The 24405-nt window shown below is 58.8% G+C and carries 20 protein-coding genes; 9 read left to right on the forward strand and 11 right to left on the reverse strand.

The genetic code is table 11. From position 1 onward, the window contains the following. Positions 1 to 24: 24 nt before the first annotated feature. The 4 genes from HZB23_12590 to HZB23_12605 are packed head-to-tail and all read left to right on the forward strand — an operon-like array spanning position 25 to position 5329. A complete protein-coding gene (locus tag HZB23_12590; protein ID MBI5845493.1) occupies positions 25 to 1710 on the forward strand; it encodes an NAD+ synthase in 1686 nt (561 codons plus the stop codon). Then, positions 1707 to 2984 (forward strand): hypothetical protein, encoded by a 1278-nt coding sequence (locus HZB23_12595; GenBank protein ID MBI5845494.1) that lies wholly within the window; start codon positions 1707 to 1709, stop codon positions 2982 to 2984. The genes HZB23_12590 and HZB23_12595 overlap by 4 nt, the downstream gene beginning before the upstream one ends. An 11-nt stretch (positions 2985 to 2995) precedes the next feature. Continuing rightward, positions 2996 to 3904, forward strand: coding sequence for a DoxX family membrane protein (locus HZB23_12600; GenBank protein MBI5845495.1), 909 nt, complete (start codon positions 2996 to 2998; stop codon positions 3902 to 3904). Between the two features lie 12 nt (positions 3905 to 3916). After that, a complete protein-coding gene (locus tag HZB23_12605) occupies positions 3917 to 5329 on the forward strand; it encodes a cobalamin B12-binding domain-containing protein (protein MBI5845496.1) in 1413 nt (470 codons plus the stop codon). Between the two features lie 253 nt (positions 5330 to 5582). Here HZB23_12605 and HZB23_12610 read toward each other — a convergent pair whose 3' ends face one another. Further along, positions 5583 to 6122: a PDZ domain-containing protein gene (locus tag HZB23_12610; protein ID MBI5845497.1), complete on the reverse strand. Its 540-nt coding sequence runs from the start codon at positions 6120 to 6122 to the stop codon at positions 5583 to 5585. Between the two features lie 154 nt (positions 6123 to 6276). Next, the gene (locus HZB23_12615; GenBank protein ID MBI5845498.1) at positions 6277 to 7242 is read right to left on the reverse strand and encodes a hypothetical protein; all 966 of its coding nucleotides are present in this window, start codon (positions 7240 to 7242) and stop codon (positions 6277 to 6279) included. Between the two features lie 282 nt (positions 7243 to 7524). On the opposite strand from HZB23_12615, the gene HZB23_12620 reads away from it, so the two are divergent. Continuing rightward, complete coding sequence (locus HZB23_12620) at positions 7525 to 8286, forward strand: AAA family ATPase (protein MBI5845499.1); 762 nt, start codon at positions 7525 to 7527, stop codon at positions 8284 to 8286. Between the two features lie 91 nt (positions 8287 to 8377). On the opposite strand, the gene HZB23_12625 is transcribed toward HZB23_12620, so the two are convergent. Continuing rightward, positions 8378 to 8899 (reverse strand): hypothetical protein, encoded by a 522-nt coding sequence (locus HZB23_12625; GenBank protein MBI5845500.1) that lies wholly within the window; start codon positions 8897 to 8899, stop codon positions 8378 to 8380. 51 nt (positions 8900 to 8950) lie between these two features. Continuing rightward, positions 8951 to 9556, reverse strand: a complete 606-nt coding sequence (locus tag HZB23_12630; protein ID MBI5845501.1) for a TetR/AcrR family transcriptional regulator — start codon at positions 9554 to 9556, stop codon at positions 8951 to 8953. Positions 9557 to 9776: 220 nt separating this feature from the next. Here HZB23_12630 and HZB23_12635 point away from each other — a divergent pair, with 220 nt between their 5' ends. Beyond that, a complete protein-coding gene (locus tag HZB23_12635; protein MBI5845502.1) occupies positions 9777 to 14249 on the forward strand; it encodes a hypothetical protein in 4473 nt (1490 codons plus the stop codon). A 158-nt stretch (positions 14250 to 14407) separates the two neighbouring features. Beyond that, positions 14408 to 15634: a hypothetical protein gene (locus HZB23_12640; GenBank protein ID MBI5845503.1), complete on the forward strand. Its 1227-nt coding sequence runs from the start codon at positions 14408 to 14410 to the stop codon at positions 15632 to 15634. 77 nt (positions 15635 to 15711) lie between these two features. Here HZB23_12640 and HZB23_12645 read toward each other — a convergent pair whose 3' ends face one another. The 6 genes from HZB23_12645 to HZB23_12670 all read right to left on the reverse strand — a co-directional run bounded on the left by HZB23_12645 (position 15712) and on the right by HZB23_12670 (position 21395). Then, entirely contained in the window at positions 15712 to 16902 is a 1191-nt protein-coding gene (locus tag HZB23_12645; GenBank protein ID MBI5845504.1) for an iron-containing alcohol dehydrogenase, read from the reverse strand. 44 nt (positions 16903 to 16946) lie between these two features. Continuing rightward, on the reverse strand, positions 16947 to 17486 hold the full coding sequence (locus HZB23_12650) for a hypothetical protein (GenBank protein ID MBI5845505.1): 540 nt from the start codon (positions 17484 to 17486) through the stop codon (positions 16947 to 16949). Positions 17487 to 17644: 158 nt separating this feature from the next. Then, positions 17645 to 18364, reverse strand: coding sequence for a hypothetical protein (locus HZB23_12655; protein ID MBI5845506.1), 720 nt, complete (start codon positions 18362 to 18364; stop codon positions 17645 to 17647). A gap of 301 nt (positions 18365 to 18665) precedes the next feature. Continuing rightward, the gene (locus HZB23_12660) at positions 18666 to 19055 is read right to left on the reverse strand and encodes a hypothetical protein (GenBank protein ID MBI5845507.1); all 390 of its coding nucleotides are present in this window, start codon (positions 19053 to 19055) and stop codon (positions 18666 to 18668) included. 28 nt (positions 19056 to 19083) lie between these two features. Beyond that, on the reverse strand, positions 19084 to 20220 hold the full coding sequence (nspC, locus tag HZB23_12665; GenBank protein ID MBI5845508.1) for a carboxynorspermidine decarboxylase: 1137 nt from the start codon (positions 20218 to 20220) through the stop codon (positions 19084 to 19086). Then, positions 20217 to 21395: a saccharopine dehydrogenase family protein gene (locus HZB23_12670; protein MBI5845509.1), complete on the reverse strand. Its 1179-nt coding sequence runs from the start codon at positions 21393 to 21395 to the stop codon at positions 20217 to 20219. The genes nspC and HZB23_12670 overlap by 4 nt, the downstream gene beginning before the upstream one ends. A gap of 327 nt (positions 21396 to 21722) precedes the next feature. Between HZB23_12670 and HZB23_12675 the strand changes: the two genes are divergently transcribed. Continuing rightward, complete coding sequence (locus HZB23_12675; GenBank protein MBI5845510.1) at positions 21723 to 22775, forward strand: YbjN domain-containing protein; 1053 nt, start codon at positions 21723 to 21725, stop codon at positions 22773 to 22775. Positions 22776 to 22834: 59 nt separating this feature from the next. Then, entirely contained in the window at positions 22835 to 23293 is a 459-nt protein-coding gene (locus tag HZB23_12680; protein ID MBI5845511.1) for a YbjN domain-containing protein, read from the forward strand. 97 nt (positions 23294 to 23390) lie between these two features. Here the strand turns inward: HZB23_12680 and HZB23_12685 are convergent, their stop codons facing one another. After that, on the reverse strand, positions 23391 to 24341 hold the full coding sequence (locus tag HZB23_12685; GenBank protein MBI5845512.1) for an SDR family oxidoreductase: 951 nt from the start codon (positions 24339 to 24341) through the stop codon (positions 23391 to 23393). Positions 24342 to 24405 lie beyond the last annotated feature (64 nt).

The raw sequence follows: 24405 nt of genomic DNA on the forward strand, positions 1-24405 counted from the left end.
GGAGCGCTTTTTCAAGGAATGGACATGAAAATCGGACTGGCCCAGATAAATCCCGTAATAGGGGATTTTTGCGCCAACGCTTCAAAAATACGCGAGTACTGCGAAAAGGCGCGAAAAGCGGGCTGCGATCTCGCCGTTTTTCCAGAGCTTTCCCTCTGCGGGTATCCGCCCAGGGACTTTCTGGAAAGGAGCGATTTCCTGGACGCCTGCGAGAGGGCCTTTTGGGGGCTTGTGAAGGACGTGCGCGGAATAGGGGTGATCGCGGGCTATCCCGAAAGGATCGCGGACGAGGCAGGGCTGCCCATCGCCAACGCGGCGGTCCTGTTCGAGGACGGCGAAATCCTCCACACCGCCCACAAGAGGCTTCTGCCCTCCTACGACGTTTTCGACGAAACCCGCTACTTCAGGCCGGGCCTCGATGCCGAGGTCTTTTCCTACAAGGGGCGGACCCTGGGCCTTTCCATCTGCGAGGACGCCTGGAACGACGCGGATTTCTTTCCCAGAAGGCTCTATACCTGGGACCCGGTGGAGGCCCTGGCCATCGAGGGGGCGGATCTGATAATAAACGTCGCAGCCTCGCCCTTTCACGCCGGAAAGTACAGGCTGCGCAGAAGCCTCATGGCTCACGCGGCGAAAAAGTACGGGGTATTCACCGTTTACGTGAACCAGGTCGGCGGAAACGACCACCTGGTTTTCGACGGATCTTCAACCGCCCACGACGCGACCGGCAGGCTGGTGGCTGCTGGGGCTGATTTTGCGGAAGACCTGGCCGTCTGCGCCCCCCCGACCGGGACGGGCGGCATAAGCCCCCAGTCGGAAACCGACACAGAGGCCCTGTACCGGGCATTGGTTCTGGGTACGAGAGATTACGTGAAAAAATGCGGCTACAGGAGCGCGGTGATAGGGCTTTCCGGGGGCATCGATTCGGCCCTCACGGCGGCAATAGCAGCCGAGGCCCTGGGGCCACCCAACGTCACCACGCTTTTCATGCCCTCGGTCTACACATCGCCCGACAATTTTTCCGACACCCGCATTTTGGCCGGAAATCTTTCCACGGCCTATGATATCATACCCATAACGCCTTTTTTCGAGGCCTATCTCGACAACCTGCCGGGCATCTGTTCAAGGAGCGCGCCCACCCTTGTGGAGCAGAACATCCAGGCCCGCATAAGGGGAATGATCCTCATGGCCTTTTCCAACCGCCACGGAGCCCTGGTGCTTTCAACGGGCAACAAGAGCGAGCTTGCGGTGGGGTACAGCACCCTTTACGGAGACATGTGCGGCGGGCTGGCGGTGATTTCCGATCTCTGGAAAACCACCGTTTACGAGCTTTCGCGTTACGTCAACCGCTCGCGGGAGGTTATCCCCACGAAAATTCTGACCAAGGCCCCGTCCGCAGAACTGAAGGCGGACCAGAAGGACCAGGACGACCTGCCGCCATACGACGACCTGGACGCCATCCTGAAGTCCTACCTGGAAGACGGGCTTGAGGCTTATGCCATAGCAGGGCTTGGCTTCGCTCCTTCGGTGGTGGATGACGTGATACGCCGGGTGGTCCGAAACGAGTACAAGAGGCGGCAGGCCGCAGTGGGGCTTCGCATAACCCCCAAGGCCTTCGGCGAGGGCAGGCGCTGCCCCATCGCCCACGGCTACGCGCCCGGCTCGCTTAAGGCGGAAAATTCAGGCAAGACCTGCACGGAGGCATCTTGACTACCGAATCCCGATTGAGCAAGGCCGTGGCCGTGGCCGAATGGGTTCTGAACATCGGGGTCCTGGCCTACGCGGTGCTTTTTCTGGCCACACTGTGGCGGGGCGGGGCGCTCTTCGAGTTCCGGTTCATGGGCGTGAACGTTTCGGCGTCCGACCCTGGAAAACCCCTGGCCATACTTTTCTTTCTCCTTTTCCTGCGCTTCTGCCTCAGCCTGGAAAAAAAGAACCTCGCCCTTCTGGTCTCCTCCATTGTTTTTTCCCTTTTCCTTGGAGAGGGGTTTCTTCGCCTCTGGCCGGTTCCCATAGCGAGCCAGTCGGCGCTTTCGGCCTGGCGGAGGCCGTCCCCCCTGCTTGGGTACGAACTCATTCCCGGCCTTTCCTACAGGGCCTCGGCCCGTTACGACGTGGAGATAAATTCCCACGGCTTACGTGACCGCGAGCGGACATGGAAAAAGCCCGAAGGAGTCCGGCGGCTTGTCTGCCTTGGGGATTCCTTCACCTTCGGAATGGGACTGGATATCGAAGACACATACGTAAGGCGGCTGGAAGGACTCCTGACCGGTTCGGGCATTCCGGTTGACGTGGTGAACGGCGGGGTCATAGGCTACAACATCTACCAGAGCCTCACCTGGTTCAAGGAAACAGGAATCCGTTACGAGCCGGACCTCGTGATTTACTTTTTCTTCATGGACGACGCCGAAGGCTGCACCGAACCCAACTGCATCAAAAATTATTACGAAAACGCCATGTCAGGTAAGGACAGGGACTACCGCCCGTCTTCCACCGGCCTTCCGTTCAACAGCCACCTCGTCAATTTCATAGTGAACGTTTACGCCCAGTTCTCGGCGCGCCTTCGCTACCTCACCGTGGACTGGGTGCATACGGTGGAGGGCCGCAAGGAGCACTTCGACCGCCTGAACCGCTCCTTTCTCACCGAGTCATTCAGGGTGGCGGCCTTTTCGGACAACCTGATGGAGCTCGACCAAGCCGTGAACGCCAAGGGTGCGAAATTTCTTGTGGTCCTGGTGCCCGACGCGGCCCAGCTCAACAATCCGCCCATGCAGAACACCAACAGGGTCCTGGAAGGGCTCTGCCGGGACGCCAAAATCGCCTACCTCGACCTTACGGCGGTTTTCGAGAAGGAGCCGGACGTCTCGTCCCTTTATCTGTTCCCGGTGGACGCCCACACAAGCGCCAAGGGTGATGCGCTGGCTGCCCAGGCGGTGCGCAGAAGGATAATAGAGGACAACCTTTTGGCGCCCACGTCCCCATGAATGGAAAAAGCATGAGCGGAAAGAAGACGGAGTGGGCCGGAAGGCTCATGGCCTTGTGCCTTGGGGTGATGTTCCTGGTTTCGGGCGGAGCCAAGGTGGTTGACCTCTCCTCTTTCGTGAGGGAGTTTTCGGCCTACGGCATCATCACCGGCCAACCCCTGGCCCTGGTTTCCGCCTGGGGCCTGCTGGCCCTGGAACTCGCCCTTGGTGCGGCCCTTGTGGCTGGCTGGCGTCTTCGGCACAGTCTTTACGCCGCCGCCGCCCTCATGCTGTTGTTCATCGTCGCCGTGCTCTGGGCTTGGCAGGCCGGAACAACCGAGGACTGCGGCTGCTTCGGCTCCCTTGTCAAGCGCTCCCCCTCGGAAGGACTGGTGGAAGACCTCGCCATCCTGGCGGTCATAGCCATTTCCTGGCTCTGTGTGCGGAAAGCCCCGTCCGACGGTTCCCTTCCCAGGTTTCTGGTCGTGGTTGCCGCCGGTCTCGCCGGAATTTTTTTGCCCTTCGCCTTCGGCTTTTCCCCTTCGGCGGTTCTGAATCCGCCCTTGCCCGGAGCCCCGCTTCCGGCCTTTGTCCTCTCCGCCCCCAATTCCCCTGATCTGCACAAGGGGGACTACCTCCTTTTCGTCATGGAAACCGGCTGCGACCACTGCCGGAGCGACATCCCGGCTGTAAACGAAATTGCGCGGACACCGGGTCTCCCGCAGGTAGTGGCGCTTTGCCCCAACAGCCCTGCGGAGGTCGTCCGGTTCGTGTCACTTTTCGCTCCGCCCTTTTCGCTTTTCATGGTGAGCCAGCAGGATTTTTCAGCGCTTCTGGGCTCAGCGCCAACCACCCCGCGCTACCTTCTCGTCAGGGACGGCAGGATTCTGAAAAACTGGGACGGGCGCGCACCCACCATAGCGGAGCTATCCGCGAAATAAGAAGGGGGCGGAATGGCGAGGATCTTCCTGGCAACGCCCCCGCATCCGGCGAAAGAGCGTTACGGCCCGCTTGCGGCAGCAGGGGCCAACCTGCCAAGCCTTGGGATTTTGTCCCTGGCTGCCGTGTGCGAGGCGGCGGGACACAGGGTGTCCCTGGCGGATGCCGTGGCGGAAGGCCTTTCCGAGGAGGAGGTCATCGCCCGCGTGGCGGCCTTTTCGCCGGACGTGCTGGGCCTTTCCGCCACCACCCCGGTCATTTCAAGGGCCGGGAGCCTGGCCGGAGCGGTCAGAAAGAGGTTTCCCGGCCTTTTTATCGTTCTGGGAGGCCCCCACGCCACGGCCCTCCCCGAAGGGACCCTGTCCGCCTTTCCCGCCTTCGACGCCGTTGTGATAGGTGAGGGCGAGGCCGCGTTTTCCGAGCTGGTATCCGCCCTTTCAGCAAAAAGGCCGCTTTCGGGCGTTTCTGGTCTGGCCCTTCGCGCAAACGGGGCCGTCACCCGCACAGCCTGCCGAACCATGATTTCCGATCTCGACTCCCTGCCGTTTCCGGCCTGGCATCTTCTGCCAGGCTTTCCACGGGCCTTCCGTCCGGCTGTGTTCAACTACCGTAAAAGCCCGTCGGCCCACTGCGTGACCAGCAGGGGATGCGCTGGAGCCTGCACCTTCTGCGACCGCTCGGTTTTCGGGCGGACACCCCGGTTCCACTCGGCCTTCTACATGGCAGAACTATCCGAGATGCTGGTGCGCCGGCACGGGGTGAGGGAGCTTGTTTTCGAGGACGACCAGTTTCTGGCCGACCCGGAAAGGATAGAGACTTTTTGCCGGATTCTTCTCGACAGGCGCTTGAACCTGGACTGGTCAGCCGCCGCAAGAGCGGGTTCGGTGAGGGATGCGGCGCTCCTCGATCTGATGAAAAAAGCGGGATGCTGGCGGCTTTCCTTCGGCCTGGAGTCGGCGGACGAGGAAGTCCTCACAAGGGCCTGCAAGGGGACCTCGCCCGATATGATGAGGCGGGCCGTCACCCTCACCAGGAGGACCGGGATGGAGGCCAAGGGCTTTTTCATCCTGGGCCTTCCGGGGGAAACCGAAGAGAGCATGGCCCGCACCATTTCCTTCGCAAAAAGCCTGCCCCTTTGCGATTGCGCCGTCTTTTTCGCCACGCCCTTTCCAGGCACCGCCATCTATGACGGAAAATGCCCGTCGCCAGATTTTTCCTCCATGAATCTTCTCACGCCCCACCCCTTTTCGGACGGGCCGGACCTGGAAGCACTGGTGGCGGCCCAGCGGAGATTCGCCCGCGCATTTTACTTGCGCCGGGGTTCAATGGGCAGGTACCTTGGCCGCGCCATCAAAAGCCCAAAAAGCCTGCTTCGGCTTTTGAAGGCCGGAGCCGGATTTTTCAAGTTCACCATAACAGCCCGTTGAAAAAGGCTCGATACGAAGCCTGAATAAAAACGATGAAATGCAAGGAGAGCGAAAAGCCAATGAATAAGGGTACTTAAGGTACGTGACGGAATTGGCTTTGAAGCTCGACACCGCAGTTCGCGTTTTTAGGCAGGCTGATAAGAAACAAAAAGGGCGGCTGAGCCATAAGGCCCATCCGCCCTTCATCTGCATTGCCGGACAAGAGGGGGCTTTTACGCCTAAGAGCCCCGAATCCGGCATCATTCAAAGGCTATCAGTGGGACGCCTTCTCGGCGTGCTCGTCAGCCTTTTTCTCTTCTTTTTTCTCGTCCTTCTTCTCATCGTCCTTCTTGGGCTCTTCCTTCTTCACTTCTTCCTTCTTGGCCTCTTCGGCCTTTTTCGGAGCCGGGGCCTTGGCCTCGGAGCTCTTCTCGTCGATCTCGCCCCTGGTGATGGCGATGGTCAGGGTCTTTGCCGCAGAGGCCCTTTTCACGGTAAGGGTGACGGCAGTCCCCTTTTCGCCCTTCATGGAGCCCACCAACTCGTTGAAATCGCGGCCTTCGGTGTCCTTGCCGTCGATCTTGATTATGACGTCGCCGCGCTCCACACCCTTGGCAGCCGCCGGAGTTTCGGGAAGAACGTCAAGCACAACCAGGGGGCCCATGTTGCCCGGAACCTTGGGATCGAACAGCTGGGCCACGTTGAGGCCAACTCCGCCGAAACTTTCCTTTCCGCAGGAAACACCGGCAAGACTGATGAACGCAATAACCACCGCCATGATGCAAAATCCCAGGACCGGCCTTTTCGTGAACATGACTTCTCCTTTAAGTAATGGTTGTTGTTTCCTGCTGCACCGAAAGTTTCCGTGAGACGCCGGGCCGCGAATTTTTGGCGGCTGCTCCGGAAAAGGGGGAATCGGGTATCAAGACAGTTGGTCTTGATACCCGATGAAGAAGGCAAAATCAAGGCTAAACCAGAGGGTCGTCCGCGTCTTTTTTATCGTCCCGTTTTTCGGCCCATTCCCAGGCCAGAAAACCCAGGGCCGCTCCCAGGGCGGCTCCTGCCAAGGCGGCAAGGCCCAGAAAAACAAAGAGGCTTGCAAGAACGGTGAAGAGCCACAAGGGGGTGAGCCTGCCCCCCGAAAGGGCCAGGATGGCGGTGAGCCCGGCCAAGCCGGAAACCGCGAAGCCCTTAAGGCCGAACCGGCGGGAGCACGGAACCACCAGTACCACGAGTGCTATGCATATGGCCGTTCGCCACCAGTTCATCCCGAAAAAAAGGTCGGATCGGGCCAGGTAGCCGTACAGTGCCCCCGGAACCGTGAGGCACATCCCCAAAAAGGAGCCCGTTGCAATGGACTGGATCATGCGGTCGGGCTCTGTTTCGGTTTCTTCGGCCCGCCCGAAGGCGGCTTTTGCCCAGCGCTTAAAGCCGCTTCCAAGGGCCTTGGCCATCTGTCCCGGAGCGCTGGCCGCAAGGTCCAGAATGGCCGCCGCGTAATCCGGGTCCTTCAGGTCATCTTCCACGGAGGCATCGACGCCGCTTGCCGCCGGGTCGGGCCGGATCGCCTGGGCTGCCGAAGACTCGTCCGGTGCCTCCGGGGCAGGGCCCGGACTTCCCGCGCAGGGGTCGCCCCCGGATTCGGGAAGGCACATGTCAAGAAGGGTCAGCGGCCCCTCCGGGCTTTTGGGGGCCCTGGGAACCGCCGATTGAACCGCAGCCAGCGCGCCTATCTTCAAAAGGGCGTTCTTGAGGCTCATGGCCTCGTCCTTGTCGCCGTCCTTCAAAAGAACCACGGGCCTGCCGGTTGACAGGCTCTCGATGTCCTTTGGGGAAAGCTCCAGGAGGCTTTTCACGGATTCCCGGACTTCGGCTGGGTCTTTGCCCGAAAGCGTTTCGCCGCTGTAAATCACGGTATAAAGTTTGATGGGCATGGGAACCGACCTCGCAAAAAAGTCGCCGACCGCCGGGAACACGGCGCATCATGAAGCGCAATGAGAGCGTAAATCTTAACATTTTCCCGGAATCCAGGAAAACACATTTTGTCTCCCGGATGCAAGGAAGATGAAAAAGCCGGGCGGGGCCGCGCCCAAGCCCCAAAAAATACGCGGAAATAAATACGCGGAAAAGTTTGCGCATGGGGAATATGGGCGTTATATTGTCAGAAAGCGTGAAGGCGCAAGGCCTTTTTGTTTTTCACTGAAAGGAGCTTAAGAATGAAGATCGCGGTGAGCGGCAAGGGTGGGGTGGGCAAGACCACTTTTTCCGCCCTTCTCATACGGACCCTGGATGAAATGGGAAAAAAGGTCCTGGCCATAGACGCCGACCCGGACGCTAACCTGGCCTCCGCCGTGGGGATCAAAGACGCCGACAAGATCGTGCCCATAAGCGAGATGAAGGAACTCATCTACGAGCGCACCGAGTCCAAGCCGGGAATGGGAGGCTGGTTCAAGCTGAACCCCAAGGTGGACGACCTCCCCGAAGCGCTTTCGGCGAAGCTGGGCAACATCAAGCTGATGCGCCTGGGAGGCGTGGCCAAGGGAGGAGGCGGATGCATCTGCCCGGAAAGCACCCTCTTGAAGGTCCTGGTGAGCCACGTAATACTTGCCCGCGACGAGGTGGTTGTCATGGACATGGAGGCCGGAATCGAGCACCTTGGGCGCGGAACCGCCATGGCGGTCAACAAGCTCATCGTGGTGGTGGAGCCGGGCCAGAGAAGCATTGAAACAGCCCGCCACGTGCGGGAACTCGCCAGCCAGATAAAGCTTGACCGCATAGCCATTGTCGGGAACAAGGTGAGAAATGAGGCGGACAGGGAGTTTTTGCGGAAAAACCTCTCGGATTTCGAAATCCTGGGCTTTCTCCCATACGACCCCAGCCTCATCGAGGCGGACGTTTCCGGCAAGAGCCCCTTTGACACGGAATCCGAATCCAAAAGACTGGTTGCGGAATTCATCCCGGCCCTGATGGGGGGATGAGTTTTCAGCCTTCCCCATTCTTCCGGTCGATACCGCACGGCGAAATGTTCTCCGTCAGCCCGGAGGATTTTTCGCCGCGCGTATTTTTTGCCTATGCGGCCGATTTGAGTTTTTTATCGAAGTCGAGTCTGATTTCCCTGAAACACCGGCCCGTCTCGTGCATCATGCATCCCAAAACCTTGGGCGAGAAATCGTAGGGGATTTCCAGGGCGTCCAGCCAGCCCCAGAAGCGCTCGAAAATACCGCACTGATACTGACCGGCCATGCCCATTTTCACCATGCCGTCATGCGCGAAGCATTGGGGCATGGTGACCAGCATCATGTTTTCGGATGGAAACTCGATTTCAAATTTCATGAACTCGGCCCGCACCACCTGGTCGACTATCTCCATCAGAGCCTTGAAAGCGCCCATGGAAGCTACTTCGTCAAGACCTGAGGCCTTCAGGATTCGCTTGGCCTCGATTTTCGCCATCGAACGCACGGCGGCGCGATTTATCCTGTTGGTCGTTTCAATGCCGCTTTCCAGGACGCTGTGATAGAACCACATGGCGTCGTGGGTCATCCAGCCCTTGTGCAGAAGTTTTTTTACATCGCTGTCATCCAGAAGTTTCATGGCCTTCCCCCATTTTTCAATGCAGGCCGGGCCGTTACCCCGCCCCGGCCTTCAGTCCGCGCAGACCGCGCGCTCCGCCGCCCTTGCTATCTCCCGGGCGGCCCTGTTCCACTCGTCTTCCGTCACCCCCAAAAGCCTAAGCCTCCCGTATTCCTGGCAGGGTCCGAGCACCAGGGCTATTGCGACCCCAAGGGGGAGCCGTATTATCGAGCCAGACTCCATGTGGCGCTCGAAAAACCCGCACATGGCCGCGCCGAAAATGCGGTTCGCCTCGCTGATGGCGCCTTCGCTTTCCTTCATGAAGGAGGCGTGGCGCATTCTTTCAAGGTAACGCGCCCAGTCCGGGTTTTCCGCCATCCAGAAAAGATGGGCAAATACCAGGGCTTCCACGCCATTTTTGGCGGAATCCGCCTTGTTCAGGGCCTCGATCACAACTGCCTGAAAATCCTTTATCCCTTCGAGATACACTGCGGCGGCCAACTGCTCCTTGCTTTTGAAATGATGGTAAAGGCTTCCGTTGGAAACCCCCGCACGGGAGCGGATATCCTCCATTGAGGCATCGGTGAAGCCTTTCATGTTAAAGGAGGCTAGCGCCGAAAAAATGATGTGTCGCCTTTTTTCTGTGGTGGATGCGTTGACGGAGCCGGTTTTTCTCATTGGGCCTTCCTTAGAGTGGATTTATAATCCAGAATAATATTCCAGTCAAGAAAAATCTCATCCCTTGCCGCAAGAACAGCACGGCGGGAACATGCCTTCGCATGCTGAAACGGATTCTCCAAAGGTCCATTGACTCCACGCGTTACGGCTGTCATAATTCCATAGTGCTTCCCCCAAAAGCCCGCCGAAAATTTTGCCGAACCAACAAGGGAGCGTCATTATGTCTTCAAGACCTTGGACCGCCGGGATCGTGCTCGCCTTTGCCCTTTTTCTCTCCTGCTCCGTTTTCGCAGGCGAGGTGAACAGCGTACCAGCCCCGCCCGATCTCGCCGCCTGGAAGGGCTGGGTTTTGCATGACGCGGGCGAGGAACTCTGCCCTTCGGTGTACAACGATTCCGACTCCCACAGGTGCGTGTGGCCGTCAACCCTGAATATTTCCGTGGAGCCGACCGGCGGCGAGTTCGTGCAGGAGTGGCTCGTGTTCACAAGGGCCTGGGCCCCGCTTCCGGGAAGCGCCGAAATCTGGCCCCAGGGCGTCACCGTGGACAACAAGCCCGCCTTTGCCGTGGACCGGGAAGGGGTGGCAAGCGTCCTGCTCGCGCCCGGACGGCACAGGGTGGCCGGGCGCTTCGCGTGGAAGGCAGTGCCTGAAATGATAAAAGTGCCGCCCGAAAGCGGGCTCGTGGGCCTTTCCATCAACGGGCGCAGGGTGGAAAACCCGGTTCTGGACCTAAGCGGAAACCTCTGGGTGGAGCGCCGGGCCACCGGTAAAAAGGAGGAGGACACCCTGTCGGTAAGGGTTTATCGCCTGGTTGAAGATACCATACCAATGAAGGTGGTGACCCGCATCCTCATGGAGGTGGGGGGAAGCGCCAGGGAGCTGGCCCTTCCTGGCCTCATGCTCCCGAAAGCCACACCCATGCAGCTTGAATCGAGCCTGCCCGCAAGAATAGCCCCGGACGGCGTTCTTTCGCTCCAGGCCCGGCCCGGGCGTTTCACCCTTATAGTGACATCCTATTTCAAGGCCCCCATGAAGGCCATAGGCCCGGTGGAATGCCCCAACGGCACCGAGATATGGTCTTTTTCCCCTCAAAACGACCTTCGCATGGTGCGCGTCGCCGGGCTCGCCACAGTTGACCCGGCCCTTGCGGACGCCCCTGCCGAGTGGAAGGGCTTCCCGGCCTATGCGGTGACTAAGGGCCAGTCCATGAGCTTCGAGGAGCTCAGGCGGGGGGACCCGACGCCGCCCAAAAACAGGCTCACCCTCACGCGTACCCTATGGCTGGATTTTTCCGGGAAGGGCTACACGGTGCATGATGAGATAAGCGGTTCCATGAACCGGCTCTGGTCCCTGGCCATGAACCCGCCCGTGGTCTTGGGCCGCGTTACCCTGAAAAATTCCCAGAACCAGGAAAACCAAGAGGAAGGCGCGCAGGAAGGGCCTGAAACCGACCTTCTCATCACCGCCCAGACCGACCGGAAAATTCCCGGAGTAGAATTGCGACGGGGAAGCCTTAACCTTTCAGCCGATTCCAGGCTTACGGGCTCCGTATCGCGGCTCTCCGCAGTGGGCTGGGACCACGATTTCGACAGAGTGACAACCGAGCTGCGCCTTCCACCCGGCTGGAAGCTCCTGGCGGCCCTGGGGCCGGATTACGTGTCCAGTTCATGGCTTTCCGACTGGAACCTTTTCGATTTCTTCGTGGTCCTTTTGACCGGCATAGCCGCATACCGCCTTGCGGGCGGCCTCTGGGCCGGGGTGCTGCTTCTTTTCCTGGCCATTTCACACAGGGAGCCGGGCGCGCCGCTTTTTCTCTGGCTCTTTCTTTTCGCGCCCATAGCGCTTTTGAAGGTCCTGCCCGAAGGCGCCATGAGGCGTTTTTCCGAAAAGTGGCGAAAGCTCGCCCTGGTGATCCTGGCCCTCATTTCCGTGGGTTTCGTGAAAGAGCAGCTTCTGTATGGTTTTTATCCGCACCTCCAGAACGCCAGTGTTTCTTCGAGAGCCTTTTCGATACTGGACCTGCTGTCAGGTCTTCCGGGATGTGGCGGTGAGTTCAAAATGGCGGGGACCGTTGGGGACGGCCCGACCGTTTCATCTGACGAGAGGCCTGTGGCCTTCGCTCCGCCGGAACCTGCGGATATGAGTAAATCTGATGACAGAGAGATGACGGATGGGACAGGTTGGTCAGGCATGCCGAAAAAGGGGGACAAAGCGTACTGGGACAGGCAGAAGGCCCAGGACCTCCTGAACGAGCCAGAGGCCCTTATTCAGACAGGTCCGGGCCTGCCGGGCTGGGAATTCGGCTCGGTTCAACTCAACTGGACCGGCTCGGTGGAGCGCGGCCAGACGCTCAGGCTTTTTTTGTGTCCACCCTGGCTTTTCAGAATTTTGTGCTTTCTGCGCACCATAATCCTTGTGGTGCTCCTTGCGGTTTTCATCGCCGGGGCCGGGTGGCTCAACCGCTTTAAAAAATTCGCAGCAAGACCGAGGGGCGATTCTTCCGATCCGTCCCCAAATCCGTCCCCAAATCCGTCATCTGCCGCAACAATCGCCGTCATCGCCGCCTTTTTCGCCCTGGCCCTTTTCTGGGCGGGTGGCCGGGCCTGGGCGACCGAGCCTGTGGAGGAGTCTCCGGTACAGGCTACGGCTGAGGCTCAACAAGCTGCGGATGCGCGGCAGGAAGCCGTGAATCCGTTAGCGCCGTCAAACGTGCCCACGCCCTCGGAAAGCCTTCTGGATGAATACCGGAGAAGGCTTCTTGCGCCCTCCGACTGCTTTCCCTCTTGCGTTGACTGCCCGGCCATGGAGCTTACTGTAAGCCCGGACACCCTTTTGCTTCTGCTTGAAATCCACGCTGCGGCATCCGTGGCGGTTCCCCTGCCCGGCGGGGTGAAAAGCTGGATGGCGGTCCAGGTGATGGTGGACGGGAATATCGCCCAGGGCCTTTTGAAGGACAAGGACGGGGTCCTGTGGGTCCATCTTGGGCCGGGGGTGCATCGCGTGGCCCTTTTGGGGGGGATCGCCGACAAGAGCGCCATCACCATTCCTCTTCCCATAAAGCCCCACAGGGCCACGGTTTCGGCCACGGGCTGGGAGGTTTTCGGAATTTTGGAAAACGGCTCGGTGGGGGCCTCCATCGATCTGGCCCGCATAAGAAAGGCCGGTGAAAAGGCTGCGGAAGACTCCGGCCAGGAAAACAAGCTGCCCGCGTTTCTCAGCGTGGAAAGGGTCTTTTCCCTTTCGCGCACCTGGACGGTAATAACCACCATAAGCCGGGTGAGCCCGGTGGGTGTCGCGGTGGTGGCCCTGGTGCCTCTCCTGCCTGGCGAAAGCGTAACCCAGGCGGGGATTCCGGTGGAAAAGGGCAGGGCGGTGGTGACACTTAATCCCGAAGTGGAGGAGGTGTTTTTTTCCTCCACCCTTTCCATCTCGCCGAGAATAGAGCTGAAGGCCCAGGAAAACGCGCCCTGGACCGAGACCTGGATATTCAACGTGGCGCCCATCTGGCACGCCGGTTTTTCCGGGATACCAGTCATCCGCCATCAGGACCAGGGGGTATGGCAGCCCATGTGGAAGCCCTGGCCCGGCGAGAGGCTTTCGGTCTCGGTGACCAAGCCGAAGCCGGTGGCCGGAAAGGTCCTCACCATCGACAGGGCGAATCTTTCCTGGTCAGCGGGCGAGCGCCTCTTGAAAGGGTCGCTAACCGTAGTCATCCGCTCCAGCCAGGGTGGGCAGCATCCTCTTACCCTGCCTTCTGGGGTTGACCTGGAAAAGCTCACCGTGGGCGGCCAGGCCCAGCCCGTGCGGGTTTCCGGCAACAAGGTTCTGGTGGCCCTTGCGCCCGGCGCGCAGCAGGTAGACCTTGAATGGACCGTTTCCAAGAGCCTTGGTTTTTTGTACCGCACCGATTCGGTCGGCCTGGGCTCGGAGGCGGTGAACGCCACCGTTTCCGTGGAGCCTCCCCATGACCGCTGGATACTGTGGACCATAGGACCAAGCCTTGGGCCCGCCGTGCTCTTTTACCGGTACCTGGCCCTGGTGCTTTTATTCGCGTTCGTTCTGGGCAGGCTTCCGGGAACGCCGCTTCGCACCCGCCAGTGGATACTTTTGGGCCTGGGCCTCACCCAGGCTTCATCAATACTGGCCCTGGCGGTGGTGATGTGGTTCGTCGCGCTCCGCTCGCGCGGCATGGCCCACAAGGCCCCTGCTTCGCCGTCCTCGTTCAACCGGGGCCAGGTTTTCCTGGTGATCCTGACTCTTGTGGCCCTGGGCGGGTTTTTCGACGCCACCCTTTCCGGGCTTCTGGGCATTCCCGACATGGCGGTCGCGGGCAACGGCTCCGACCAGAGCCAGTTCAACTGGACCTGCGACAGGATAGCGGGCGACATGCCCCGAACCGGGATCATTTGGCTGCCCATGTGGATATTCCGGGTGCTCATGCTGGCCTGGTCCCTGTGGCTGGCCTTCTCCCTGGTGGGCTGGCTCAGGTGGGCCTGGATCAACTTCAGCAAGGGGGGCCTTTGGATGCACATGAGCAAGGCATCCAAGCTCAAGACCCGCTACGGCGACTCGTTTTCAGGCAAAGGCCCGCATGAAGGCGGGAATGAGCCTCTGGGAACAGGAGGCGGTGAAGAAAGCGCTATGGAAAATGAAGGGCCGGAAGGAAACCAGGGGGAGAAGGAAGGAATTTGATCAAAAAATCCGGCGTGTTGAAGGTATTGTGGTAAGGAAGCGTTACGATGTCCTTCCCAGGAGGGCTTTTTTTTAATCCGCACTTCGGCTATAAATCATTCCGAAAAGTGAAAACCATCAACACCGGCGGATGAACAGGCGTCCGTCAAGGAGCATCCATGCATCTTTACGATCTTTCGGAATTTTTCAGCCTATCGCGCTCCCTCCATTACAACCTTTCATCAAAGACCTCGGCCCGCCACTATGTATTGAAATACATCACGGACATGAAATACGTGAGCACCTCGGACAAGGCCGTGCTCATGAGGGCGCTCGAGTTTCTGATGCAGGCCTACAAGCCCATAAAGCCCAGGAAACTTGGGACGCCCGCCGTGCTTCATCCAATTAGGGCCTGCGCCCTTTTGTGCAGGGCCATGACCAGGATCGAACTGGCCGACGTGCTGACCGAGATGTTTCACGACCTGTTTGAGGACGTGTACGAGTTCCGTGTGGATGACAAAAGCTGGTGCGATCTCATGAGCCGGGAGTTCACCGAATACCTGTTCAAATCCGGTGACGAGCCCCTGGGGCACCAGATTTTCAGCCGCTTGGTGCGCTTAACGCGCCGGGACAGCGAATCGTATTACCAATATATAGGGCGCGTGCTGGAAGCCCCCGGCGAAAGCGCGGTGATAGTGCGGGCCAAGCTCGCCGACCGGCTCGACAACACAATGGACATGCGGATCGACCTGGACGAGCCAAGGGAAAAGATGAATTTTTTCGAGGTGGTTTTTTCAAACCTCTTTTCCGGCACGGTTGAGCAGCCTCCCAAGGCTGAGATCCATCCGCCGCCAGGGCCCCTCAACGGGGCGTGGAGGCTTTACACGCTGTTCAAGAACGCCGTCCTGCTGTCCCTTGTGCGGCAAAAGGGCTTCGTGGTTGCGGGCCAGGGCTTCGACATCCTGTTTCACTCCCTTGCCGTGGCTTCGCTCAACGAGGCCATGCGCATTTATCTCCACATCTGGACCTTTCACAAAAAGATGCTGGACGACCCGCGCGGGCTTTTACTGGACGCCATGTCTTATTGCGCCTCGGACCGGCTGAACATGGTCACCATACCGGACGAGCGCCACCGCCTGGACGGCCTTTTCTCCGCCTACTTCGACCCTCCCCGCGAGGAAGTCCCCGTCAACGCCAGAACCAAGGACGAGATGGAGGAAATCCGCAAGGCCCTGTCGCTCGAACGCAAAAGAAGGCTGGACGCCCTCTACGCGGACAAAAACCTGATGATCCAGGCGGCCATAGCTTTCGTGGTGATTTTTCTGAATTTTCTCCAGGACCCCGACTATTACATACAGGGAATCACCGAAACGGGAATTTCCCCGACAGAGCCCGAAGACAGGTGAGCCCGATATTCCGGCGCAAACAAAAAAGCCCGGCCTTAAAAGGCCGGGCTTTTTTATGGGCTATACAAGGGCATTTATCAGTCGAAGGCCTTCTTGATGAGGGAAAGGGCGTCGTTGTATTCCAACTCCTTGGGATTGAAGGTGTGGGAGCCGTCGTTGATGGCGGTGGCGGCGATGTCCTCCAGCTTGTTACGCGGGACTCCCGCATCTTTAAGGGTGAGGGGCAGCCCGCACAGGCGGTTCAGCTCGCGGTTTAGGGCCTTTACAGTATCGATGGCCTTCTGGGCGCGCTTGGCCGGGGGGGTCGCAAGATAAACGTCCGTGCCCGCCAGGGGCAGGAGAAGCTCGGCGTAGTGGTCGGCCACAACGTCTAAGTTGTATTCCATTCCCACCGAAAGGAAGATGGCGTTGCCCACTCCGTGGGGAACGTGGCATACTCCGCCCGCCGCATGGGCCAGGGAATGAACCACGCCCACCATGGCGTTGGTGAAGGCCACCCCGGCCAGGAGCGAGGCGTTGGCCATGGCGAAGCGGGCCTCCTTGTCGCTTCCGTCGGCCACGGCCCGGACCAGGTAGTCCCGGCAAAGGGCGATGGCGGTCACGGCATAGGCGTCGGAAAGGGGGTTCTTCTGCTTGCACGAAAACGCCTCGACCGCGTGGGTGAGGGCGTCCATGCCGGTGGCTGCGGTGATCTTGGGCGGCATGGTGAGGGTCATGCGCGGATCCAGAATGGCCACGTTGGGGAAGAGCCGGAACGAGGTGAAGGCCATTTTGATCTTTTTGTCCGGGTTGGCAACCACGGAAACCGAGGTGACCTCCGAGCCCGTACCCGCCGTGGTGGGAACCGCGATGAAGGGCTTTAGGGGCTTTTTGATGATTTCCGCGCCCATGTACTGCAAAAGGTCGTCGCCGCCCTCGGTCACCAGGATGTTCACGGCCTTGGCGGTGTCCAAAACGCTTCCTCCGCCCACCGCCACCAGGGAGTCGCATCCGGCCTCCCGGAACATTTTGGCCACGGAGTTGACCACGAGGTTGGATGAGTCCGGGGGGGTGTCCTCGAAAACGGCCCCGATGGTGACGTCGTTTCCGGCGAACCCGTCCACCACGATCTGGAGAAGGCCGGCGGCCACCACGCCCTTGTCGGTTATCAGAAGGGGGCGTTTGGCTCCGAGCTGGTCAAGCTCGTAGGCCACGTTGTCAACGGCCACCTTGCCCGCTATCACCTTCACGGGATTGGAAAACTCGTAATAGGAAGGAATGTTGATCATTTAAGTCCTCCAGGATTTGTTTGGTTGCGCGTGGATCCGGCGCGTCACAGTTTGCGTAAGCCGTAGGGTACTCCCAATGCGTAAATGACGGCGCGGATGGCGTGTTTCTTGAGACTCATTGGAGGCACGCGCTTCAAGACCCTTTGGGAGATTATTTTGGGGAAGAGGTAGGCCTGGACGATGTTCAGGCAGCGGATGAGGCTCATGGCGCTGGAGACGTCGCCCTTCAGGGTGGCCCTGTGCTCTGCGTAGCTCTGGGGCGTGCCGATCTGGGCGGACATCACCAGAAACGCGCCTTCCAGGGTCTTGAAGCTGATGACCAGGTCCGCAGCCGCCTTTTTGGTGCCAAGGTAGCGAAGTCGCCCGCCTTTTTTTTCCAGAACCATGTAGGGCCCGGCGGGAAGAACCTCGAACATGACGGTCATGGGGTCTTTCCAGGTCTCGACTTCCTTGCGCACGTCCTCGTCCAGAATGGCGGCCGTTTCCATGGCGCTTCCCAGGGCCAGCATGGCGGAGGCCACCACGAACTTCTTGAACGGCTTCTCCCGTGGACGCCATTGGCCCACGGTGTTGGTTGCGGTCATCTTTGGCTCTCCTTCAATGGTGTATGACAAAAGCAAGCCGTAAGGTTGTCTTGAAAATCGTTTGGGCCGATAAACCACGGGCGGATGAAGGAGTCCCCTTCGTCCGCCCGCCCTGAACCGGAATAACCGGCAAGTCCGGCCAACTTACGGAAGCTCGATCATTCGAAAAAGACCTTTTTCACGAAATCGGCCACGCCGTCGGCGGTGGCAAGATCGGCCTCAGCCGAAAGCTCGCCGCAGCCGCCATGCTCAACGATGGACGAGAGAAGCTTCTTGCCGGCAACGTTTTCGCCGATCTGGATCACGTTTATGCACAGCCGGTCGCCGTAGGCGGCCTTCATCTTTTTGGCGGCCAGTACGGGGTCGCCCACGTTGTTTCCGCCGTCGGAGAGGATGAGCACCGAAACCGTGCCCTTGGCGTAGCTCAAGTCTTTGGCGGCAAGATTGATGGAGTCGGCAAGGGGGGTCTTGCCCTTGGAGAGAATGGCGTGCTCCATGGCTTCCTTGTAGAGCTGGCGGTCATACCGGGTGGGGCCGTAGTAGAGCTTGGAAACGCTTTGGTTGAAGTTGAAGGGGCCGCTGGCTGAGCGAAGGGCCGCCATGAAGCCCACGTTGGGCAGGGTGGCGTTGATGCGGGCCACTATGTCCCACGCCCGGTTGAAGCGGGTTACGCCCTTGAAAACGTCGGGTTCGGCCATGGACTGGGAAGCGTCCATGATGATCATGAAATTGTCGGCCTTGCGGACGATTTTTCCGGTTCTTGCGTCCGCTGAAAGGTCCACCGGTTTGAAGCCGGGGTCGGGCTGATGCGCCGCACAGGCTGTGATGAAAAGAAACAGCAGGGCTATAGCGGCGCGCGTCACGGTTTTTGCGGTCATGCGTTCCTCCTTGCGCTCGGTTATTATGAAGCGTGAAATTTCGGTAAGGCGTAAGACAAAGGTAAAAAATCTCGGGGCTGTTTGCAAAAAAAGTTTGTCACACTTAAGGTTGCGAATTCGCCCTGCCGACAAGGCGCGCGACTGAGGTATAGCCAGCTATTCCGCAAGGAGCGCAACACAGTCGGCAGGGATGAAGACGCGACCGTTTGTAAAAATTTTTTTGCAAACAGCCCCTAATGGAAGATTGACTTACATAGCACGAACAAAGAACCCGTACAACAGGAAAAAGCATGTTTATCGATCAGCGGCGCGCGGGTTTTTTACCGAGTCCCGCCTGCCAGGCGTCCAGAAAGATTTCGGCCTCCTCCACTGTTTCCACCGTCCGGGACGGAAAGTCGGTTTCCCTGGCCCTCCGCTCCACCTGCATTTTCACAACTGCGGAATTTACCACCCTCGCGCTCATGCCCATGCCCTTTCTGATGAGTATCTCCTGGGCCTTGGTGATCAACTGGGCGTCGTCCTGCCTTACCGGGAGGAATGCGGAAAAATCAGTCAGAACGGTGAAGCCGGGAGTGAGTTTTGAAAGCTCTTTCTTAAGATTTTCCATCACGCTCAGCTCGTCGCAGTCGTTTTTTTGGCCGAGCGTGACGTAGAGCCTGTTTTTGCCGGAATCGGCCTCGATGCGGTACATGTCTGCCTCCGGTTGATTGAAGCCCCCCTCATGACAGCCGGTTGCGGAAATCCTCGTACGAAAAACGGCGCACCACAGAAAGCGCGCCGGAAGCATGTTTCAACACGATTGACGGCAGGCGGATGCCGTTGAAGGTGTTGTTCTTGACCATGGAATAAATGGCCATGTCGGTGAAAACCAGCCTGTCCCCGATCTTGAGCCTTTCGGGAAAGGAGTAGTCGCCTATCACGTCTCCCGCAAGGCAGGTCATGCCCGCAAGGCGATAGGTGAAAGGGAACTCCCCGTCAAGGCCCGCTCCGACTATGCAGGGCCGGTAGGGCATTTCAAGGACATCCGGCATGTGGGCGGCGGCGGAGGTGTCAAGGACCGCGATTTTTTTGCCGTTGTCCACGATATCCAGTACGCCCGCCACCAGAAAGCCCGCGTTCAAGGCCACGGCCTCCCCCGGCTCCAGGTAGATTTGAAGATGCGGATGCCGCAGGGAGAATCCGCCGAGAACCCGGTACAGCCGGTCGATATCGTAGCCGGGGCGGGTTATGTGGTGCCCGCCGCCCAAGTTGACCCACTTCATGCCGGGCAGAAATTCCCCGAATTTCTCCTCGAAGGCGTCAAGGGTCCGTTCCAGGGAATCGGCATCAAGTTCGCAAAGGGTGTGGAAATGAAGCCCGTCGATTTCGTCCAGCAAATCGGCCCTGAAATTGGCCCTTGTGACCCCAAGCCTTGAAAACGGCCCGCATGGGTCATAGATGGCGGTCTTGACCTCGCTGTGCTCGGGATTGACCCTCATTCCGCAAGAGACCCTGCCCACGGCCCTTTCCCTGAACCGCTCCCACTGGGAAAAAGAGTTGAACACCACGTGGCCGCAGTACGACAAAAGCTCCTCGAATTCCTCTTCCTTAAAGGCCGGGGCCCCTGCGTGGACCTCGCCCGAAAACTCCTCCCTCCCCAGCCGCGCCTCATCCAGGCCGCTTGCGCAGACCCCCGCAAGATACCGGCTTATAAGCGGAAAGACGCAGAAGGCCGAGAAGCACTTTAAGGCCAGGAGAATCTTCGCCCCGGTCCTTTGGCTCACCTCGGACAGAATTTTCAGGTTGGCCTCCATAAGCCCCTCGTCGATGACGTAGGAGGGGCTGGGGACTTCATTTATCCAGTCAAACCCTTTCATTCCGGGAAGGTTTCCGTCCAGGGGAGGCCGTGGCGGTTCAACCTTTCCATGAAAGGCGCGGGATCAAACTCCTCAACGTTGAAAACTCCCTTGCCCCTCCACTGGCCGGTGAGCATCATAAGCGCCCCTATCATGGCCGGAACGCCCGTGGTGTAGCTGATGGCCTGGGCCCCCACCTCCCGGAAGCATTCCGCGTGGTCGCACACGTTATAGATGTAGTATTTTTTTGGCTTGCCGTCTTTCACGCCCTCAATCAGGCAGCCTATGTTGGTCTTGCCCTGGTAGCCGTCGGCAAGGGAAGACGGGTCGGGAAGAAGGGCCTTCAGAAACTGGAGCGGAATGATGTCCACGCCGTTGTATCTTACCGGGTCGATGCGGGTCATGCCAACGTTTTCCAGGACCCTTAAGTGCGTGAGGTAGTTTTCCGAAAAGGTCATCCAGAAGCGCATCCGTTTCACCTCGGGGATGTTGACGGCCAGCGACTCCATCTCCTCGTGGTACATGAGATACATTTCCTTCGGGCCGATTTCCGGGAAATCGAAGGGCTTGTGGACCGAAAGGGGCGGGGTCTCGATCCACTTGCCGCCTTCGTAGTATTTCCCGTTGGCCGTCACCTCGCGGATATTGATTTCCGGGTTGAAGTTGGTGGCAAAGGGGTGTCCGTGGTCGCCCGCGTTGCAGTCCATTATGTCTATGGTGTCGATGCGGTCGAAGTGGTTAATCTTTGCGTGGGCGCAGAAAACGTTGGTGACCCCCGGGTCGAAGCCGCAGCCCAGAAGCGCCATCAGGCCGCGGTCCCGGAAGCGCTCGCGGTAGTCCCACTGCCACTTGTAGCAGAACTTGGCCTCGTCCTTGGGCTCGTAGTTGGCGGTGTCCATGTAGTCGATGCCCGTTTCCAGGCAGGCGTCCATGATGGTGAGGTCCTGGTAGGGAAGGGCGACGTTCAGCACCAGATCGGGCTTTTCGGCCTTCAAAAGCGCCACCAGTTCCGGGACGTTATCGGCGTCGACCTGTGCGGTCTTTACCGGGCGCGGGGTTGATGCCGCGATTTTGTCGCATTTTTCCAGCGTTCTGGAAGCCAGCGTTATCTCGGAAAAAACTTCGGGAACCTGAGCGCATTTTTTGACAACAACGCTTCCGACGCCACCGGCCCCGATGACGAGAACTTTTTTCATCAGCAAATCTCCCATGGAAATGGCTTGTTTCGGGTCTATAAAAAATAAGTATAATGCCGAACCGGAAAGTATGCAATTACATTTCAAAGCCGCCGCCCAAGGCAAACAAACCCTGGCCGAAAAGGGTGGGGCGAAGGCTCGCGGCGAATGGTGAGGCGAAAACGTCTTATGGACGCTTAAAAAGATGGTTCAAAACAGAGCGGATATTTTATCGAACCGAAAAATTGGCCACTTGCGAGTATTGTTCAAATTAAAGGTTTGTGATAGCATTCATAAATTATGCTTTGATCGGGCTTTTGCGCCAATCGGGATCGAAAGGAAATACCCATGCCGGTAAAGATATGCCGTGGAGCGTCTTCGCTTATCCTATGGCTTTCCGTAACGGTTTTTCTTGCAGCCTGCCTGCCCGCAAGCCTTATGGCGGGCGATCTGGAGGACGGGCTCGGCTACATGGTCAAGGACTTCGAGCGCCACATAGGCAAGGTTCCGGTCGGCCAGAAATATTCCGTTGTCGTAAGATTCTTCAACACCGAGGAGAACAGGCAGCCGGCCCGCATCTGCTCCAGGATAGAGGCCATCATGATCTATCACTTGGTGGAGCGCTTCGCGGGCCGCGACATGATAGAGGTGCTGGACAGGGCCAGGGTGGAGGCGGCTGACGCGGAAATCGCCTTCCAGGCCGACCCCCTTAGGGGCGGAGCCGGGGAATGGGCGAAAAAATTCGGCCAGAAAAAGGGCGCGGGCTTCCTGATTACCGGAACCACCGCATTCATGAGCCGGGACTTCGAAGTATCCGCAAGCATGATAGACATAGTGAGCGGAGCAGTCGTGGCCAGCTCGCGCACGAAAATTCCGCTAAGCTCCATCGATCCCATTCTTCTGGCCGATTATCCGGGGCGTCCGGTCACGACCACCACCACCACTTATCCGACCACCACGTCCACCACCACCTATCGCGCTTATACGCCGCCCTACGTCGAGCCGCGTTCGTCCTATGTCGCCGGAGCGACCTATTCCCGCATCGACCAGGCCCAGTTGGAGGCCCTTCTCAGGAAGGCCGGTTACGAGCCCGTCGTGGTCAAGGACAGGACCCTTAGGGTGGACATGGACGGCATAAAGGTCCTGTTCTTCACCTCCGAAAACCAGATCAACCTCCAGGCCTACGCCGGTTTCAGCGGCGGGGGCGTCAGCCTGGAAACCATCAACGAATGGAACAAGAACAAGCGTTTCTCCCACGCCTACCTGGACAAGGACAATGACCCGGCCATCGAGCTTGACCTGGACCTGGACGGCGGCTGGGTTACAGAGGAACATCTCATGAGTTTTTTCAGGCTTACGAGACTTTCCGTCACCAAGTTCAAGGCGCATATCTGGCCTTAGGGGTCTCTTCAGAATGTCGGCCCGCAAGGGAGACTGCCAACAACAAAGGGAGAAAAAACATGAAACGAATTGCCGCCGTGATGGTCATCGCCTTGTGTTTGGCAGGTTTTTCGGGTTTTCCCGCCTTTGCGGAAGACGGCGAGGCCATGACCAGCATTAACGCCGGAGTGCTTCAGGGCATAATAACCGAAGCGGGTTACAGCGCCGAACAGCAGAAGGAAAACGTGCTGAAGGTAAAAATGGGCGAGGTCACTGTGCTCTTCTTCGTCTCGGACAACTTGCAGAGCATCCAGGCCTACGCCGGTTTCAAGGGCGGGGACGCGTCCCTCAAGAACATCAACGAGTGGAACAAGAACAAACGCTACTCAAGGGCCTACAAGGATAACGACGGCGACGCCGTGGTGGAACTGGACCTCGATCTGGAAGGAGGCGTTTCCAGAAGCCGGATCGTAAATTTCATCCAGACCGTGGCCCTTTCCGCAAAGGTTTTCAGGGAGCACATTTTCGGCGCCAATTAGGCTCCGCAGCCCGATGATTTGCGTTCGGCCCTGAAACAGAAACGCCCCCGCGAAGAATATCTCTTCCGGGGGCGTTCCTGCTTTTATTTCCGGGCGTTCAGGCTTTTGAAAGAAGGTCGTCGAAATATTCCACCGTGCGGGAAAGGCCCTCGTCAAGGCCCACCTTAGGTTCCCAATTCAGAAGGCTCTTGGCGAGGCTTATGTCGGGCTTTCTCTGCCTTGGGTCGTCAACGGGAAGAGGCTCGAACAGAATCTCGGATTTTGATCCCACCATTGCCCTGATTTTTTCCGCAAGCTCCAGGATGGTGAATTCCCCCGGATTTCCAAGATTCACCGGGCCGGTCACGGAATCTCCGGTGTTCATGAGCGCAATGAAGGCTTTTATGAGATCATCCACGTAGCAAAAGCTGCGGGTCTGGCTGCCGTCGCCGTAAACGGTGATGGGCTGGTTTTTGAGGGCAGCCACGATGAAGTTGGAGACCACCCTGCCGTCGTTTTCGTGCATCCTTGGGCCGTAGGTGTTGAAGATGCGCGCCACCTTTATTCTTATGCCGTGCTGGCGGCGGTAATCGAAGAACAGGGTTTCGGCGCAGCGCTTGCCCTCGTCGTAGCAGGAGCGCGGGCCTATGGGGTTGACGTTGCCCCAGTAGGATTCCGGCTGGGGATGCACGAAGGGGTCGCCATAGACCTCGCTGGTGGATGCCTGGAAGATTTTCGCGCCCACGCGCCTGGCAAGCCCCAGTACATTGATGGAGCCGTGAACGTTCACCTTGGTGGTGGAGACCGGGTCGTTCTGGTAATGCACCGGCGAGGCCGGGCAGGCCAGGTTGTAGATTTCATCGGCCTGGGCGTAAAGAGGAAACGTGATGTCGTGGCGCAGAAGCTCGAAATCGGGGTTCCCCAGAAGATGGGCGATGTTCCGGCGGCTCCCGGTGTAGAAATTATCAACGCACAGGACCTCGCAGCCGGCCTCCATCAGGCGGTCGCAAAGGTGCGACCCAAGAAAACCCGCCCCGCCGGTCACCAGCACCCTTTTCTTGTTCGGCACTTTATAGCCTTTCGGTATGTGACGTCAGCCGGTCTTTACGTTTCGTGACCCAGGCCTTATCATA

It is taken from the genome of Deltaproteobacteria bacterium, assembly GCA_016235345.1.
In the GTDB taxonomy this organism is placed as follows: Bacteria; Desulfobacterota; Desulfobacteria; order Desulfobacterales; family Desulfatibacillaceae; genus JACRLG01.

What these genes read in the sequence shown, in the direction of transcription:
- HZB23_12635 (MBI5845502.1), top strand. Translation starts at nt 9,777, where the DNA reads ATGTCTTCAAGACCTTGGACCGCCGGGATCGTGCTCGCCTTTGCCCTT.
- HZB23_12650 (MBI5845505.1), bottom strand. Translation starts at nt 17,486, where the DNA reads ATGACCGCAACCAACACCGTGGGCCAATGGCGTCCACGGGAGAAGCCG.
- HZB23_12640 (MBI5845503.1), top strand. Translation starts at nt 14,408, where the DNA reads ATGCATCTTTACGATCTTTCGGAATTTTTCAGCCTATCGCGCTCCCTC.
- HZB23_12610 (MBI5845497.1), bottom strand. Translation starts at nt 6,122, where the DNA reads ATGTTCACGAAAAGGCCGGTCCTGGGATTTTGCATCATGGCGGTGGTT.
- HZB23_12680 (MBI5845511.1), top strand. Translation starts at nt 22,835, where the DNA reads ATGAAACGAATTGCCGCCGTGATGGTCATCGCCTTGTGTTTGGCAGGT.
- HZB23_12630 (MBI5845501.1), bottom strand. Translation starts at nt 9,556, where the DNA reads ATGAGAAAAACCGGCTCCGTCAACGCATCCACCACAGAAAAAAGGCGA.
- HZB23_12675 (MBI5845510.1), top strand. Translation starts at nt 21,723, where the DNA reads ATGCCGGTAAAGATATGCCGTGGAGCGTCTTCGCTTATCCTATGGCTT.
- HZB23_12605 (MBI5845496.1), top strand. Translation starts at nt 3,917, where the DNA reads ATGGCGAGGATCTTCCTGGCAACGCCCCCGCATCCGGCGAAAGAGCGT.
- HZB23_12670 (MBI5845509.1), bottom strand. Translation starts at nt 21,395, where the DNA reads ATGAAAAAAGTTCTCGTCATCGGGGCCGGTGGCGTCGGAAGCGTTGTT.
- HZB23_12590 (MBI5845493.1), top strand. Translation starts at nt 25, where the DNA reads ATGAAAATCGGACTGGCCCAGATAAATCCCGTAATAGGGGATTTTTGC.
- HZB23_12620 (MBI5845499.1), top strand. Translation starts at nt 7,525, where the DNA reads ATGAAGATCGCGGTGAGCGGCAAGGGTGGGGTGGGCAAGACCACTTTT.
- HZB23_12615 (MBI5845498.1), bottom strand. Translation starts at nt 7,242, where the DNA reads ATGCCCATCAAACTTTATACCGTGATTTACAGCGGCGAAACGCTTTCG.
- HZB23_12645 (MBI5845504.1), bottom strand. Translation starts at nt 16,902, where the DNA reads ATGATCAACATTCCTTCCTATTACGAGTTTTCCAATCCCGTGAAGGTG.
- HZB23_12600 (MBI5845495.1), top strand. Translation starts at nt 2,996, where the DNA reads ATGAGCGGAAAGAAGACGGAGTGGGCCGGAAGGCTCATGGCCTTGTGC.
- nspC (MBI5845508.1), bottom strand. Translation starts at nt 20,220, where the DNA reads ATGAAAGGGTTTGACTGGATAAATGAAGTCCCCAGCCCCTCCTACGTC.
- HZB23_12660 (MBI5845507.1), bottom strand. Translation starts at nt 19,055, where the DNA reads ATGTACCGCATCGAGGCCGATTCCGGCAAAAACAGGCTCTACGTCACG.
- HZB23_12625 (MBI5845500.1), bottom strand. Translation starts at nt 8,899, where the DNA reads ATGAAACTTCTGGATGACAGCGATGTAAAAAAACTTCTGCACAAGGGC.
- HZB23_12655 (MBI5845506.1), bottom strand. Translation starts at nt 18,364, where the DNA reads ATGACCGCAAAAACCGTGACGCGCGCCGCTATAGCCCTGCTGTTTCTT.